11 protein-coding genes are annotated in these 16,213 nt (G+C 72.3%); 9 read left to right on the forward strand and 2 right to left on the reverse strand.

Annotation, left to right across the window (positions count from 1 at the left end):
- The 9 genes from pstA to ACFYXF_RS43530 all read left to right on the forward strand — a co-directional run bounded on the left by pstA (position 1) and on the right by ACFYXF_RS43530 (position 12,922).
- Positions 1-1,809, forward strand: coding sequence for a phosphate ABC transporter permease PstA (pstA, locus tag ACFYXF_RS43490; RefSeq protein ID WP_389358315.1), 1,809 nt, complete (start codon positions 1-3; stop codon positions 1,807-1,809).
- Positions 1,809-3,560: a substrate-binding domain-containing protein gene (locus ACFYXF_RS43495; protein ID WP_389358317.1), complete on the forward strand. Its 1,752-nt coding sequence runs from the start codon at positions 1,809-1,811 to the stop codon at positions 3,558-3,560. Before pstA ends, ACFYXF_RS43495 begins: the two co-directional genes overlap by 1 nt.
- 2 nt (positions 3,561-3,562) lie before the next feature.
- Entirely contained in the window at positions 3,563-6,253 is a 2,691-nt protein-coding gene (locus ACFYXF_RS43500; RefSeq protein WP_389358319.1) for a hypothetical protein, read from the forward strand.
- Positions 6,254-6,404: 151 nt separating this feature from the next.
- On the forward strand, positions 6,405-8,387 hold the full coding sequence (locus tag ACFYXF_RS43505; RefSeq protein ID WP_389358321.1) for an Ig-like domain repeat protein: 1,983 nt from the start codon (positions 6,405-6,407) through the stop codon (positions 8,385-8,387).
- Positions 8,388-8,492: 105 nt separating this feature from the next.
- Positions 8,493-9,407: a sortase gene (locus ACFYXF_RS43510; RefSeq protein WP_389358323.1), complete on the forward strand. Its 915-nt coding sequence runs from the start codon at positions 8,493-8,495 to the stop codon at positions 9,405-9,407.
- A 65-nt stretch (positions 9,408-9,472) separates the two neighbouring features.
- Positions 9,473-10,288, forward strand: a complete 816-nt coding sequence (gene pstB / locus ACFYXF_RS43515; RefSeq protein ID WP_389358634.1) for a phosphate ABC transporter ATP-binding protein PstB — start codon at positions 9,473-9,475, stop codon at positions 10,286-10,288.
- A gap of 179 nt (positions 10,289-10,467) precedes the next feature.
- A complete protein-coding gene (locus ACFYXF_RS43520) occupies positions 10,468-10,971 on the forward strand; it encodes a SigE family RNA polymerase sigma factor (protein WP_389358325.1) in 504 nt (167 codons plus the stop codon).
- 59 nt (positions 10,972-11,030) lie between these two features.
- Complete coding sequence (locus ACFYXF_RS43525) at positions 11,031-11,990, forward strand: hypothetical protein (RefSeq protein ID WP_389358327.1); 960 nt, start codon at positions 11,031-11,033, stop codon at positions 11,988-11,990.
- The gene (locus tag ACFYXF_RS43530) at positions 11,987-12,922 is read left to right on the forward strand and encodes a DUF3152 domain-containing protein (protein ID WP_389358329.1); all 936 of its coding nucleotides are present in this window, start codon (positions 11,987-11,989) and stop codon (positions 12,920-12,922) included. Before ACFYXF_RS43525 ends, ACFYXF_RS43530 begins: the two co-directional genes overlap by 4 nt.
- An 18-nt stretch (positions 12,923-12,940) precedes the next feature.
- On the opposite strand, the gene ACFYXF_RS43535 is transcribed toward ACFYXF_RS43530, so the two are convergent.
- Positions 12,941-15,250, reverse strand: coding sequence for a glycoside hydrolase family 3 N-terminal domain-containing protein (locus tag ACFYXF_RS43535; RefSeq protein ID WP_389358331.1), 2,310 nt, complete (start codon positions 15,248-15,250; stop codon positions 12,941-12,943).
- A 53-nt stretch (positions 15,251-15,303) separates the two neighbouring features.
- Entirely contained in the window at positions 15,304-16,209 is a 906-nt protein-coding gene (locus ACFYXF_RS43540) for a carbohydrate ABC transporter permease (protein WP_389358333.1), read from the reverse strand.
- Between the last annotated feature and the right edge of the window lie 4 nt (positions 16,210-16,213).

Genomic DNA, 16,213 nt, shown 5'->3' on the forward strand with positions numbered 1-16,213 from the left:
ATGACAGTCGTAGAGGAAACCTTCGTCGAGGCGGGTGGGCCTGCCGGGCCTGCGGGGCCTGCCGCGTCCGTCGCGCCGGAATCCGTACCGCCCGCCCCCGAACAGCCGCGCCGCATAGGTGGCGTGAGCCGTTCCGCCGTACTGTCCCTGACGGGTGCGGCGGCCTCCGCCCTCTGCGTGACGATCCTGCTGTTCGGTGAACTGGCCCCGTTCTCGGGGACGTTGGGCTTCGCCGTCACCGCGTACGTCGTCTTCCTCACCGTCTACGCGGTGCTGACCGGGTTCGAGGAGGACGGGCAGGCCGTACGGGACCGGGTGATGACGGTCGTGCTGTGGACGGCGGCCTCGCTGCTGTTCTCCGCGCTCGCCCTGGTCGTGGGCTTCACCGCCTGGCGCGGCAAGGAGGCCCTGCCGCACGGCAACTTCTTCACGCAGGACATGCAGGCGACGGGCCCGCTAGACCCGTTGACGATGGGCGGTATCGCCCACGCGATGGCCGGCACGCTGATCATGATGGCGATCGCGCTGACGATCACGGTCCCGCTGGGACTGGCCTGCGCGGTGTATCTGAACCAGATCCCGGGGCGCTTCTCCCGCTTCGTGCGCACGATCGTCGAGGCGATGACCGCGCTGCCGTCGATCGTGGCGGGCCTGATGGTGTACGCCGTGTGGATCCTCGGCCTCGGCATGCAGAAGTCGGGTCTCGCGGCCGGGTTCGCGATCAGCGTGATGATGCTGCCGATCGTGATCAGGGCCTCGGACGTGGTGCTGCGCCTGGTGCCGGGCACCCTGACCGAGGCGGCGGAGGCGCTGGGCGCGCCGCGCTGGCGCACGGTGTGGCACGTGGTCCTGCCCACCGCACGCTCGGGCCTCGCGACCGCCGTCATCCTGGGCACGGCACGCGGCATCGGCGAGACGTCGCCGGTCCTGCTGACCGCAGGCTTCACGGCGGCCCTCAACGCCGACCCGACGTCCGGCCCGATGGTGTCCCTCCCCCTGGCCGTCTTCAACTTCGTCAAGTCCCCGCAGCCGGAGATGATCGCGAGGGGCTTCGGAGCGGCGGCGGTCCTGATGGCCATGGTCCTGGTGCTGTTCGTGATCGCTCGGGTGATAGGCGGCCGAGGCCCCGGCCACCAGACCCGCCGCCAGGCACGCCGCACGGCGCGCGCGTCACGCCGAGACGTGGCCCGCTTCACCGAACTGCACGAGCAGGGGCCCGGGTTGTCGCTGTTCGACGCGGCTTCCTCTGACGGCGGGATCACCTCACAGAGGCTGCCCGCCCGGGAGACGGAGGCAGCCGCCGATGGCGGATACGTTCCGCAGGGGCCACCCGCCCCCGGCCCGGCAGCAGCGACCGATGCTTGGGCCGCTCCCGAGGAGCCAACCGTCCCCGCCCCAGCGGCAGTCGCCGGTAGTGAGGCCGCCACGCAGTGGCCATCCGCTCCTGACCCGGCCGCAGCAGCCGACGGCGAGGCCGCTCCGCAGGAGCCACCCACCCCCGCCCCGGCAGCAGCAGCCGCCGACGGCGAGCAAGCCGCGCAGGGCCGCCCCGCCCCCGCCCCGGCAGCCGCAGCCGCCGACGGCGAGCAAGCCGCGCAGGGCCGCCCCGCCCCCGCCCCGGCAGCCGCAGCCGCCAACGGCGAGTCCGCCCCACAGGGGCCACCCGCACCCGACGACGAAAGCAGCACGGGTGGTGCGGGTGGGATCAACAACCCGGCCGAAGGCCGGGAAACCACCCACCGCCCCGCACCCGCAGACGCACCGGCCCCCACCCCCACCCCCACCCCCGCCCCCGGAGAGACCGACTGATGCCCAGCCACCTCACCACCGCTCTCCGGCGCCTGCGCACGCCGAGGAGGGCGGCGACCCTCGCCGCCCTCCTCGGCACGGTCGCCGCCCTGCTCGCCGGACCGGCGGCACCACCCGCCGCCGCCGAGAGCTACACCCCCGTCGCCGGAGCCGGCTCCACCTGGGCGGAGAACGCCATCGAGCAGTGGCGCAAGGCCGTCAACCAGTACGGCATGCGCATCAGTTACGCGGGGAGCGGCTCCTCCGACGGTCGTCGTCAGTTCCTCAGCGGTACCGTCGACTTCGCCGTCTCGGACATCCCCTTCCAGACCAACCCCACCGACGGTTCCGCCGCCGAACGCCCCTCCGCCGGCAGCTACGCCTACATGCCGATCGTCGCCGGCGGCACCTCGTTCATGTACCACCTCACCGTCAACGGCAGAAAGGTCACCAACCTCCGCCTCTCCGGAGACGTGGTCACCAAGATCTTCACCGGCGTTGTGAAGTACTGGGACGACCCGGTCGTCAAGGCCGACAACCCCGGGCTCCAGCTCCCGCACCGCGCCGTCGTCCCCGTCGTCCGCTCCGACGGCTCCGGCTCCACCGCCCAGTTCACGATGTGGATGGCCAACCAGCACCCCTCGCTGTGGAAGGCGTACTGCGCCAAGGTCGGTCGCTCGGGCGCCTGCGGCCAGACCTCGTACTACCCGACCGTCTCCGGCATGATCGCCCAGTCCGGCGACCCGGGCGTCGCCGGCTACGTCGCCCAGAACTACGGCGAGGGCGCGATCGGGTACGTCAACTACTCGTACGCCATCAACGAGGGCTATCCCGTCGCCAAGGTCCTCAACCACGCGGGCTACTACACCGAGCCGACCCCGAAGAACGTCGCCGTCTCCCTCCTCAAGGCGAAGATCAACACCAACAAGGCCTCCGCCGACTACCTCACGCAGAAGCTCGAAGGCGTCTACAACGACACCGACCGGCGCAACTACCCGCTGTCCAGCTACTCGTACATGATCCTGCCGCTGAAGGTGCAGGGCACCTTCACCAAGGACAAGGGCAAGACGCTCGGCGCGTTCTCCTACTACTTCATGTGCCAGGGCCAGCAACAGGCGCCCAAACTCGGCTACTCACCGCTGCCCATCAACCTGGTCCAGGCCGGCTTCGACCAGATCCGCCGTATCCCGGGCGTGAAGGCGCAGAACATCAACATCAAGGGCTGCAACAACCCCACCTTCAGCACCGACGGCCACAACAAGCTCGCCGAGACCGCCCCTTACCCGGCCGCCTGCGACAAGAAGGGCGCAGCTCCCTGCACCACGGGCAGCGGCGGCGCCAAACCGGCCTCCGGCAGCGGCGGTTCGGGCGGCTCCGGGGGTACGTCGTCCGGGGGCACGACCGGCGGTACGGCATCCGGCGGCACCGCGTCCGGCGGGACCACCGGCGGTACGGCGGCGAACGGCGGAAGCGGGACGGGCGGCGGCACGGCGGCCGGCGGAGGCGGCGCCGGACAGGCGTCCGTCGACCCCGACACCGGGCAGGCCCTGACCACCGGCGGCACCGCGGCCACCGGCACGGGAGGCGGCGGCACCGCGGTCGACGGCACGGTCGCCCTGGCCCAGCCGGTCGCCGTGGCCGGACGCGGCGGCTGGACGGGCACCCAGACCCTGATGGTCCTCGCCGCCCTGCTCATCCTCGGGTTGGTCCTGCTGCCGTCCGCAGTGGCCCGGGCCCTTGGCGCGAACCGCGGTACGACGGACGGGAGTTGATGATGAGAGCGAACAACCCCAAGACCGTCCGGATACGCAGGCTCTTCCTGCGCCTCCTCACCGGAGCCACCGCGGGCGCCCTCGCCGGCCTCGCCCTCGCCCAGACCGCCCCACCCGCCACCGCAGCTGCCGCAGGCTCAGGCACCGGCACCGCCGTGACCGTCTCCGGACGCGGCGAGTTCAAGAACATGAGGTTCACGGTCAGCCAGACCGAGCACCTCACCAGCCAGGCGGTCACCGTCTCCTGGACCGGCGGTACCCCCACCACCCTCGCGGGCACCCTCTTCAACACCGACTTCGTACAGATCATGCAGTGCTGGGGCGACGACGACGGCACCGTCCCCGCCAACCCCGGCCCGCCGCGCACCCAGTGCCAGTACGGCGCCTCCCCGACCACCGACCGGGGCAGCTGGCCGGGCAACGAGTACGACGACACCCGCAAGGTCTTCTACAGCGCCGACCCCACCAACTACGGCCAGGACGACCGCTACGGCGCCGGAAACGTGTCCGGCCTCGGAGAGGTCCCCTTCAAGGCCGTCGACGGCACCCTGATCACCTCCGGCACCCAGAACAACGCGCTGTTCAACCGCAACACCACCAACGAGGTCGACTTCGCCCGCACCGGCGCCGACGGCACCGGCACGGAGTACGTCGAGGTCCAGACCGCCAACGAGGCCCCGCACCTCGGCTGCGGTGTCCCCGTACGCCAGAACGGTGTCGCCAAGCCCCGCTCCTGCTGGCTGGTCATCGTCCCGCAGGGCCATCTCGACCTGGACGGCAAGCCGTACGCCGACACCAGCCAGGTCAACGCCGGTTCCCCGGTCTCCGCGACCAACTGGAAGAACCGCGTCGCCGTCAAGCTCGGCTTCAACACCGTCGGCGCCAACTGCGCCCTCGGTTCCGACGAACGCGCCACCACCGGCAGCGAACTCGCCGCCGACGCCATGAGCAGTTGGCAGACGGCCCTCTGCCCGAGCGGCAAGGTGTACGGCTACACGGAACTCGGCGAGCCCGACACCCGTTCCCGTCTCATCGCCGACGGCTCGTCCGGTCTGGCGTTCACCACCCGCGCACTCGGCGCCGACGAGGGCACGACCGCCCCCGCCGACCCCACCGTCTACGCCCCAACTGCCCTCTCCGGCACTGTCATCGGCTTCACCGTCGAGCGCAGACCCAAGGCCGGCGCCTCCGAAGCCGTCCGCAAGCTGGCCGGGACCAAGGTCGAGTCCCTCGACCTCACCCCCCGGCTGGTCGCCAAGCTGCTCACCGAGTCCTACCGCAACTCCCCCTGGGGAGCGGTCGTCGGCACCACCGTCGCGAAGCACTACGGCTGGGCGAAGAACAACCCGGCCGGGCTCGCCAGCGACCCCGAATTCATCGCGCTCAACCCGGAGTTCGCCGAACTGTCCGTCCCCGAGACCCCGGCCACCGACACCGACCTGCTCACCGCCCTCGGGCACAGCGACTCGGCGCGCGCGGTCTGGCAGTGGATCGTCTCCGACAAGGAGGCCCGCAACTTCCTCGCGGGCGTCTCCGACGACTGGGGCATGCGGGTCAACCCCTACTTCAGCACCAACATCGACCTGAACCCCAGCGGCTTCGCCTTCGACCCGGCCGACACCGACACCTACCCCAAGAGCGACCCCTGGTGCACGATCCCGCCGGGCACCGGCGCCACGCAGAAGCAGTGCATGATCGACTTCCACCCGTACGTGACCGACATGCACGACGGTGCCCTGCACACCCGGCGCGCCGACAGCCTCTGGAAGGCGACCTGGGACCCGCTGGCCAGCCCGCCCGCGTACAAGAGCCCCGGCCCGCAGACGGTCGGCTCCCGGTTCGTGATCACGGTCACCGACGCGGCCTCCGCCGCCCGCTACGGCCTCCAGACCGCGCGCCTGCGCAACGCCTCCGGTGCCTTCGTCGCCCCCACCACGGCCTCCCTCACCGCCGCCGCCGCGAGCGCGTCAGGCGCCAAGGCCCCCGAGATCAGCCCGGCCAAGGCCACCGCGAAGGGCGCGTACCCGCTCGCCCAGCTCGTCTACGCGGCCGTCCGCCCGGCGAAGATCGACTCCGCCGCCCGCAAGGACTACGCGACCCTGCTGACGTACGCGGCGGAGAAGGGCCAGATCAGCGGCGCCGACCCGGGCCGCCTCCCGGCCGGCTACGCCCCCCTCTCCAAGACCCTGCGCGCGAAGACCGCCAAGGCCGCCGCCGCCCTCGCCCACTACACCGGCGCGGCGGCCACCAACGGGGGTACCGGAGAAGGAAGTTCGACCTCCGGCGGGGCGAACGGCGGTACGTCCGGCGGCGGTTCCGCCGACTCGGGCGGTCTCGGCGGTACGGCGGCCGGGGGCGCGACCGACGGCGGTACGACCGGCGGTGCAGCCGCGTCCGGTGGGGGCGGCGCGAGCGCCTCGCCCAGCGACAAGCCCTCGTACGACGGCGGCCAGGCCGTCCAGACCACCGCCGCCGGCACCACCCCCGCCGACCCGGCGAACGCGCTGCGGTACGCCGTCCCGGTGGGCGCCGCGCTCGGTGCCGCCGCCGGTCTCGGCGCGCCCTTCGCGGGCGGCAGCAGGCTGCGGCTCCCGCTCAGGGTCCCGCTTCCCGGTGGTCGCACGGTGACTGTCATCCCCGAACTCGCCCTCCCGGAACGGCTGCGCAGGCTGCTGCCACCCGGCCGGGGCTGACCCCGGAGCCCGCGGCCACCCGGCCCGGCTCCCCACAGACGGCCGCCCGCCCCGAATCGCAGTCGGGGCGGACAGCCCGTACCACCCTGCCAGATCCGCCAGATCCTCTCTCGCCCGAATACGCACTACGACGCACAACAGGAGAACCCCGATGCGCAGAACGCGCCTCACGGCGGCCATGGTCGCCGCCGCCGTGGTGTCCGGCACGCTGGCTCTCGCGAGCCCGGCGTCCGCCGACCCCACCCCCGCCGGAACGTTCCGCCAGCTCGTGGGCGTGGGTTCCGACACCACCCAGGACGTCCTGAACGCCCTGGCCGGCGACACCGTCAACGACAACAGCTACGCCGGCTCCGCCGTGAAGTCGACGGCCGGCGCGGGCCTCGCCTCCTACGACGCGATCGGCTCCGCCACCATCCAGACCCGCTCCGGCGGTACGACGTTCAACCGGCCCAACGGTTCCGGCCCCGGCCGGACCGCGCTCAGCATGTCGCTGACGGGCGACCTCTTCCCCAACGCGACGGGCGTTTCCGTCAAGGGCCAGGTCGACTTCGCGCGCTCCTCGGGCGGCCCGAGCGTCTCCGGCACCGCGCTCACTTACATCCCGTTCGCCCGGGACGCGGTCGGCGTCGCGGTGCGCGGCACCGGCCTCGACAGCCTGACGGTCGACCAGCTGCACGACGTCTACGCGGCCGGCAGCGACCACAAGATCAACGGCCAGACCGTGCACCCGGTCCTCCCGCAGAGCGGCTCCGGCACCCGCAAGTTCTTCCTCGGGGCGATCGGCCTCAACGAGAACACGGTCGACACCAGCATCACGACCGTCCAGGAGAACCAGGCCGACGCCGCGCTCACCGCGGACGGCACCCTCGTCCCGTTCTCCGTGGGCAGCTGGATTGCGCAGAACAACGACATCGCCCCCGACCACAGCAAGGACGCGATCGCCGCCGGCGCGCACCTGGCGAGCGTCACGCTGCCCGGCGACAGCGGCGCCACCAGCCCGGTCACCACGGTCAACGGCAAGCTCTCCCCGGTCGGCGGCTACTACGAGAACGCCACCTTCGGCCGCGACGTCTACAACGTGGTCCCGACCCGGGCGATCGACCCGAGCAGCATCTTCTTCGACAAGGACCTGTACGACGTCTTCGTCACCAGCGGCACCCACGAGGCAGCCCTCGCCTCCGACGCCGCCGAAGGTGTCATCGCCAAGTTCGGCTTCCTGAACGAGTCGTACAACGGCTCGATCAGCCTGGCCAAGCACGCCAAGGTCGGCGGCCTGGAGATCACCGGCCTGGAAGCCAAGACGCCCGCCAAGCCGGCCCTGAAGACCACCCTCGGCGACGCGAGCGTCAAGCTGAGCTGGACCGCGCCGAACCCGGCCCCGGCCCAGCCCGTCACCGACTACCGCGTGACGCTGCTCGGCGCCGACGGCGGCGTCGTGGCCACCAAGGACGTCCCGGCCACCACCACCTCGTACACCTTCGCGAACCTCGCCACCGGCACCTACACCGCCTCGGTCGCCGCCGCCAACCTCATCGGCACCGGCGACGCCGCCACCTGGACCGGCGCGGTCAAGTACGCCAGCACCACGAAGGCGTCCGTCGCCACGACCGCGTACGGCAAGGCCCCCAAGGTCGCCGTCACCGTGACCGGCACCCACGGCGTCGTCCCGACCGGCAAGGTCACCGTCAAGGAGGGCACCACCACCCTCGGCACCGGCACCCTGAACAGCGCCGGCAAGGTCACCGTCAGCCTGTCGAACCACCTGAAGGTGGCCACGCACGCGCTGACCGTCTCCTACGCGGGCGCCGCCAAGCTCAACGCGTCCTCGACGACCGCCACCCTGAAGGTCACCAAGGCGACCCCGGCCGTCGGCACCAGCGCCCCGGCGTCGGTCGCCCACACCGCCCGCGCCAAGGTCACCGTGAAGGTCACCGCGACCGGCACGACCCCCGGCGGCACGGTCCGTGTCTACGAGGGCTCCCGGGTCCTCGCCACCGGCACGCTGAGCGCCGGCAAGGTCACCATCACCCTGCCGAAGCTGAGCAAGGGCAGGCACACGCTCCGCGCCTTCTACGCCGGTTCGACGACCGTGCTCTCGAAGTACGGCGCGAACTTCGTGATCAAGTCCACCTGATCACCTGATTTAACTGATTCACCTGTTCCAGGGCATCGGGGGGCCGCCGCCACGGCCCCCCGGAGCCGTCCCCAACCCCCTGAACCGCGAAGGAGGCGGGCCGCCGTGACGGTCGCCGTACAGACCACGCTCGCACCGGCAGCGTCCACGTCACGGACGCGCGTCGCGAGTGTCACCGCCGTCCGTCATCTCGCCCGGGGCGGCCTGCTCAGCCTCGCCGCCCTGCTGCTCGGCGTCACCGCACAGCTGCTGTTGCTCAGCGGCATCCAGCAACACAGCGCCCAGCAGGCCGAGTTCGACGCCCTGCGCGACCAACTCGCCCAGGGCACCGCCCCGGTGGCCCAGGTCGACATGCACGGCAAGCTCCTCGCGCCGGGCACCCCGGTCGCGCTGATCGACGTACCCGCCCTGGGGATGTCCCAGGTCGTCCTGGAGGGCACCGACTCCGCCGTGCTCACCGACGGCCCCGGCCACCGCAGGGACACGCCGATGCCCGGTCAGGCCGGGACCAGTGTCCTGATGGGGCGCGCGGCGGCGTACGGCGGCCCCTTCGGGCGCCTCGCCGACCTCGACGCGGGCGACAGGTTCACCGTCGTCACCGGCCAGGGCAAGGCGACGTACCAGGTCATCGGCGTACGACGGGCCGGTGATCCGGCACCCGCGCCACTCGCCGCCGGGAAGGGGCGCCTGGTGCTGGTCACCGCGACCGGGCCGCGCTTCATGCCGGACGGTGTGCTGCGCGTCGACGCCGACCTGGTGTCCGCGGCCGCCGAGACCCCGGCGGCCGTCATCCGCTCCGGCACCCTGCCCGAGGCCGAGGAACCCCTCGCCCGTCCCTCCGGGGTGCCGTGGCCGCTGGTGATGTGGCTCCAGGCGCTGCTGCTCGCGGCGGTCGGCGCGGTGTGGACCTGGCACCGGTGGGGCCGGCACCAGACCTGGATCGTCTTCGCGCCGGTCGTCGCCGTGCTGGGCCTCCAGGTCGCGACCCGGGCCACCGAACTGCTGCCGAACCTGCTGTGACCCGACCCCCTTCGTTCCCATGTGAGGTACCCGACGTGACCGACTCCCTGACCGACACGATCGTCCTGCCCCCGGCACCGGCCAGTACGAGCAGTGCGGCCACCGTTCCCGCCACGCTCGAAGCCCGTGACGTGGCGGCCTGGTTCGGCGGTCACCAGGTGCTCAGCCATGTCTCGCTCACCATGCCCGCCGGGCAGGTCACCGCGCTCATCGGGCCCTCCGGCTGCGGCAAGTCGACGTTCCTGCGCACGCTCAACCGGATGCACGAGATGATCCCGGCGGCGGCGCTCGCGGGCGAGGTGCTGCTCGACGGCGAGGACATCTACGACCCGTCCTGGCGGCTGACCGACGCCCGGCGCCGCATCGGCATGGTCTTCCAGAAGCCGAACCCGTTCCCCGCCATGTCGATCTACGACAACGTGGTGGCGGGCCTGCGCCTGACCGGGGCGCGTACGAGCCGTCGCGCGAAGGACGAGCTGGTGGAGGAGTCGCTGACCAGGGCGGGCCTCTGGAAGGAGGTGCGCGACCGGCTCCGGCAGCCCGGCGGCGCGCTCTCCGGCGGTCAGCAGCAACGTCTGTGCATCGCACGGGCGTTGGCGGTCCGCCCACGGGTGCTGCTGATGGACGAACCCTGCTCGGCCCTCGACCCCACCTCCACCCGCCGCGTCGAGGAGACGATCCACGAACTCGCCGGCCAGGTGACCGTCGTCATCGTCACCCACAACATGCAGCAGGCCGCCCGCGTCTCCCAGCAGTGCGCGTTCTTCCTCGCCGAACAGGGCACACCGGGCGGGATCGTCGAACACGGCCCCACCGACGACGTGTTCGGCTCCCCGAAGGACCAGCGCACGGCGGACTACGTGGCGGGCCGCTTCGGCTGAGCCGGAAAGTCCTGAGCCCGGAAACTTTTTCCCGAACCCCTTCAACCTTTCCGCCCCGAGCACGCTCAAGAACAGGTGAGGACGAGACCTGTGAGGCGTGTGAGGGGCGTGATGCGTATGAGGCATGTGAGCCAAAGCAACAGCCTCAGCCATACGCATGACGGGAAACGGGAGGGTGGATGTCGGCGACGGTCCGGCAGCGGGACTTCGAGGAGTACGCGCGGGCGGGCCGGCAGCGCCTGTACCGGACGGCGTATCTGCTCTGCGGCGACCGCGAGCACGCCCGTGACCTGGTGCAGTCCACGCTGGCCCGCCTCTTCCAGCACTGGCACCGGGCGAGCCGGGCCGACCACCTCGATGCCTACGCCCGTACCGTGCTGACCCGGCTGTTCCTGCACGAGCGCCGGCGCCGGCTGCGCGACCTGATCGCCCACGCCCGCCCCGACCCCGCGCCCGCCACGCCCAGACCCGAACTGCGCGTCACGCTCATGGCCGCGCTCGGTGAACTCCCGCCCCGGGCAAGGGCGATGGTCGTCCTGCGCTACTGGGAGGACCTGAGCGTGTCGGAGGTGGCCGCGCAGCTGCGGTGCAGCGAGTCCACCGTCAAGAGCCAGTGCTCCCGCTCCCTGACCCGGCTGCGCGCCGAGCTGGGCGACGCCCATGTGTACACCGCCGAGTACTGAGTCCCCGGCCCCCTGGCCCCCGTACACCGCCAGTGCCGACGCGTCAGAGAGGAACATCCGTGCACGACACGCCACCCGGCCGCCCGCACGGGCCCGAGCCGGACGCCGGGCCCGACGACGCGCTCGTCGGGGAGCTGAGGGAACTGATGGAGCGGGCCGCCGCCGGCCTCGCGCCGCTGCCCGATCTGACGCAGGAGGCGGTACGGCTGGGCAGGCGCCGCCGGATCCGGGCGCGGCTCGCCGTGGTCGGCACGGTCGCCGGGGTCCTCGCGGCCGGGGGTATCGGCTCGGCCGCACTCGGCGGCCCGGGCAGCGCCGCGCCGCAGCCGGTCAGCCCGGCGGCCGCACCGCCGACCGCGTCCCGGACGTCGGCCGTGCCGTCCCCCGCCCCCTCCGTGACAGCGCCGGTGCCCGTGGCCTCGGCCCCTGCGGAGACCGCCCGCGAGGCGCGGACGGCGGAGGCACTGACCCGGGCGCTGGGCGGCCGGATCGGGACCGTCACCCCGAACGGCGCGGACCACTTCGTCGGCCGGCTGGAGGGCCACGCCTTCCCCGTGACGTTCCAGGTCATGCCGGGAGGGGCCGGCCTCGCCGAGTGCCAGGACCTGCCCAAGACCGTCATGTCCTGCCGTACGGCGTGGCTGCCCGACGGGAGCGAGGCACGGGTCATCGTGTCGGGCGACACGCTGTGGGGCGGACAGTCCCTCAGCGTCAGCTACCGCTACGCGGAGAACACCGTGAACCTGACCGTCACCCCGGACGCCGACGCCAAGGTCTCCCCGCCCGTCACCGTCGACCAACTGGTGGCCGCGGCGGGCACCAAGGCACTGCTGACCGAGGTGACGTACCAGGCGCAGTACGCGGCGCAGGCCGAACCGAACTCCGCGGACGGGGCATCCGATTCCCCGTCCTCCCTGGCCGCGACCGCCACGACCGAACCCTCCACCGCCGAGCCCTCCTTGGCAGACGACCCGAGCGGTACCGACAGCACGAGCGAGATAGGCGGTTCCCCCCGATGAGTGAGCAACGACGTGCAGTGGACGGTTCGCGCGGCCGGGTCGCCTTACGGCGGCGACGCAAGCAGCGGGTCCGGCTCGGCGCGATCGGCGCCACGGTCTGTCTCGCCGCGCTCGGTACGGCGGCGGTGCCGCTGCTCCTGCCCCGGCTGCTGCCGGACAACGCGTCGCGGGCCAGTTCCCCGGAGGCGGTCCGGACGACGACCGGGCCCACCCCGGACCCGGGAACGTCCGCGACGCGGGGCGCCACGAGCGCGCCCCCCGACGACTCCACCGTCGCCGGGTCCCCAGACCCCTCCGAGTCGCCCAAGGCCCCCAAGTCTCCGAGCGCCACCGGCACTTCGGGGTCCGGGAAGGGCTCCTCCTCGACGCCCACCATCCCCGCCACCGGCCCCGGCACCTTCGACACGGCCCCGGTCGTCGTCACCGGGCCCGCCTCCGGTACGCCCTTCCGCGTCCAGGTCGAGGACGGCGCGGGCGTCGACCCGGCGGACGCGGCCCGCCAGATCGGCGCCATCCTCAACGACCAGCGAGGCTGGCGGCAGGCAGGCGCCCGCTTCCGCCAAGTCACCAGCGCGGAGGCCGAGTTGACATTCAAGGTCGCCACCGCGTCCACCACCGACAAGCTGTGCAACGTGCGGCAGCCGGAACACATCGGCGAGGTCAACTGCCGGGCCGGCGTCAACGTGGTGATCAACCTCAAGCGCTGGCAGCTGGGTTCTCCCGAGTTCGACGGTCCGGCGACCGAGTACCGCGCCCTGATCGTCAACCATGAGGTCGGCCACTGGCTGGGCCGAGGGCATCTGACCTGCCCGGGTCCGGGCCAGCCGGCGCCCGCGATGATGCAGCAGATCGACGGCCTCAAGGGCTGCGTCTCGAACGCCTGGCCGTACGACACGCAGGGCCGCTACCTGGACGGCCCCGCTGTGCCGTAACCCGACGGGACCGGCCCGCTACGGTCCGACCTCCGTCTCGCACCGCAGCCGCCGCTCCACCCCCAACTCCCTTACCGCGCCCACCAGTCGGACCCGGGCCGTGTGCCGCACATCCGCACTCGACGCCCCCAACCGCAGCTCCAGCGCCCCCGGTTCGACGACCCGCCGCCCCGCGCGGTCCGTGAACGCCGACAGATCCGCGTGGAACCGGAACGTCACCCGGCGTGCGGCCCCCGGCGCCAACTCCAGCCGCTGGTAACCGATCAGCCGGACATCGGGCCGGGTCACCGAGGCCACCGGATCGTGCAGATACAGCTGCACGACCTCGGCCCCGGCCCGCGCCCCCGTGTTCCGGACGGTCACCGACACGTCGTACGACCCGGCCGTCCCGATCTCGGCAGGACCGCCCTCATCGAGGTCCTCCCAGACGAACGAGGTGTACGAGAGCCCGTGCCCGAAGGGATACAGCGGCGTCGGGTCCAGGCTGCTGACCTCACCCGCGAGCCCCAACGGCGGCTGGAGGTACGTCCACGGCTGCCCCCCGCGCTCCCTCGGCACACTCACCGGCAGTCGCCCCGACGGGGTGACGCGGCCCGACAGCACTCCCGCGACTGCCGGGCCGCCCTCCTCCCCGGGGAAGAACGCCTGCACCACGGAAGCCAGTTGACCGTGCCACCGCCCCAGCGCGTACGGCCGCCCGGTGAGCAGTACGAGCACCACCGGCACCCCCGTCGACACGAGCGCGTCCAGCAACTCAGCCTGTACGCCAGGCAGTTGCAGGTCCGCCACATCGCACCCCTCGCCGGACGTACCCCGTCCGAACAGACCGGCCCGGTCGCCCAGTACCGCCACGCACACATCCGCCTCGGCGGTCCGCGCCACCGCCTCCTCGAAGCCGGCGGTGTCCGGCCCCGAGGTGTCGCAGCCCTCCGCGAACGTCACCTTGGCGTCCGGGAGTTCGGCGCGCAGGGACTCCAGGAGGGAGGGGATGTCGAGCCCCACCGGGGTCTCCGGATGGCTGGGCAGAACGTGCGAGGGGAAGGAGTAACACCCCAGCATGGCCAGCGCGTCCGCCGCCCTGGGCCCGACGACCGCGATACGCGTGTCCGGGGCGAGCGGGAGCAGCCCGTCCGGGTTGTCGAGCAGCACCACCGACTCCTCGGCCAACCGCCTGGCCAGCGCCCGGTTTCCGGCCGAGTCCAGGTCGATCGGCCCGCCGTCCGGCTCGGGCCGCCAGTCCTCGTCCAGCAGCCCCAGCTCGCACTTCTGCGCCAGCACCCGCCGCGCCGCCCGGTCCACCAGCGACTCCGGTACGTCTCCCGCCCGTACGGCCGCCACGAGCGCGTCGCCGTAGCTCCGGATCGTCGGCAGCTCGACATCGATGCCGGCGGCGAGAGCCACATGGGCGGCCTCGGCGGGCGTACCGGCGATCCGGTGCAGGGTCTCCAGGAAGCCGATGCCGAAGTAGTCCGAGACGACCGTGCCCGTGAACCCCCAGTCCTGGCGCAGGAGTTGGGTGAGGAGATGCGGGTCGGCGGAGGCCGGGACACCGTCCGTCTCGTTGTAGGCGGCCATCACCGAACGCGCCCCGCCCTCGCGCAGCGCCATCTCGAACGGGGGGAGTGTCACGTCGGCGAACTCCCGCACCCCCGCCCGGACGGGAGCGAGATTGCGGGCGCCCGCCGAGGACGCGTACCCCGCGAAGTGCTTCAGCGTGGCGATGATCCCCGCCGACTCCAGACCCCGCACGTACGCCGACCCGATCGTCCCCACCAGGTACGGGTCCTCGCCGATCGTCTCCTCGACCCGGCCCCAGCGCGGATCCCGTACGACGTCCAGGACCGGAGCGAGGCCCTGGTGGACGCCGACCGAGGCGAGGTCGCGGCCGATGCGGGCCGCCATCTCCTCCACCAGCTCGGGGTGGAAGGTGGCGCCCCAGGCCAGCGGGACCGGGTACGCCGTCGCCTGCCAGGCCGTGAAGCCCGCCAGGCACTCCTCGTGGGCCAGCGCCGGGATGCCGAAGCGGCCCGCCTCCGCTATCCGGCGCTGGGCGCGGGCCAGTGCCTGCGCGCCCAGCGCCGGGTCCACGGGGGCCGTACCGAAGGGGCGCGTGAGCTGGCCCAGGCCCCGGGTGATCAGCTCGTCCCACGTGTAGTCGGCGGTCATGTCGTGCTGGTGCGGGGCGACCCCGTGGCCGTCCGTCGAGGCGCCCACCCACACGCCGTACAGCTGGGCGGTCTTCTCCTCCAGGGTCATCCGGGAGAGCAGGTCGGCGACGCGGGCGTCGGTGGACAGGGCCCGGTCACGCCAAGGGGCGGTCGTCGTCATGAAACTCCTGTCAGGGTCTGCGAGTTGACGGGATGCGCCGTCATCGGTGCCGCTCATTTGCCGCCCACGCCCATCAGGCCGCCGATCAGCGCGCGCCGGGCCACCAGATAGACGGCGAAGATCGGGATGCCGGAGAGGACGACCGACGCGAGCAGGGCGGGGATGTTCACGCCGAACTGGCTCACGTAGTTGAACAGGCCGAGGGTGAGGACGCGGGGTTCGTCGGACTGGGTGAAGATCAGCGGGAAGAGGAAGCCGTTCCAGGCCTGGAGGGCCGCGTAGATCACGACGGTGCTGATACCGCCTTTGGCCAGCGGGATCGTCAGCTGGAACAGCATGCGCAGGGGAGAGGCGCCGTCGAGGGCCATCGCCTCGTACAGGTCCTCCGAGATGTCCCGCAGGGTGCCCGTGAGGACCAGGACCGAGACCGGCATCGCGAAGGCCGCCGTCGGCAGGATCACCGCCAACAGGCTGTCGTACAGGTCGAGTTTGGCGATCAGGAGATAGAGGGGAACCACGACCGCCTGCGCCGGGATGGCCACCCCGAGCAGGAACAGCCGGAAGGCCGCGCCCGACCAGCGGGTACGGGTGCGCACGGCGACGTACGCGAGCGGGACACAGAGCCCGAGGACGATGCCCACGACCGTGACGGCCACGATCACCGTGTTGCTCAGCAGATGCCCGAAGCCCGAGTTGAGGACCGTGTTGTAGTTGTCGAGGGTCGGATCGGTGGGCGGTTTCAGGGGGTTGCCGGTGAGCGCCTTGTCCGGCCCGGTGAGCGAGGCCGACAGCATGGCGTAGATCGGGACGAGGACGATCACCAGCCAGACGAACGAGCCCAGTCCGGCAAGGGGGTTGGCGCGTCTGGTCCAGTGCCGACGCCGACGGCCGCTGTCCGGCTGAGGTCGCTCTGGGCGCTTGTCGGCCGTCGCGGGGCGGGGGAGCGTGTCGTGTGACACTCCG

This window comes from Streptomyces sp. NPDC002680, assembly GCF_042889145.1.
Classification (GTDB): domain Bacteria; phylum Actinomycetota; class Actinomycetes; order Streptomycetales; family Streptomycetaceae; genus Streptomyces; species Streptomyces adonidis.

What these genes read in the sequence shown, in the direction of transcription:
- ACFYXF_RS43530 (WP_389358329.1), top strand. Translation starts at nt 11,987, where the DNA reads ATGAGTGAGCAACGACGTGCAGTGGACGGTTCGCGCGGCCGGGTCGCC.
- ACFYXF_RS43500 (WP_389358319.1), top strand. Translation starts at nt 3,563, where the DNA reads ATGAGAGCGAACAACCCCAAGACCGTCCGGATACGCAGGCTCTTCCTG.
- ACFYXF_RS43520 (WP_389358325.1), top strand. Translation starts at nt 10,468, where the DNA reads ATGTCGGCGACGGTCCGGCAGCGGGACTTCGAGGAGTACGCGCGGGCG.
- ACFYXF_RS43535 (WP_389358331.1), bottom strand. Translation starts at nt 15,250, where the DNA reads ATGACGACGACCGCCCCTTGGCGTGACCGGGCCCTGTCCACCGACGCC.
- ACFYXF_RS43495 (WP_389358317.1), top strand. Translation starts at nt 1,809, where the DNA reads ATGCCCAGCCACCTCACCACCGCTCTCCGGCGCCTGCGCACGCCGAGG.
- ACFYXF_RS43505 (WP_389358321.1), top strand. Translation starts at nt 6,405, where the DNA reads ATGCGCAGAACGCGCCTCACGGCGGCCATGGTCGCCGCCGCCGTGGTG.
- pstA (WP_389358315.1), top strand. Translation starts at nt 1, where the DNA reads ATGACAGTCGTAGAGGAAACCTTCGTCGAGGCGGGTGGGCCTGCCGGG.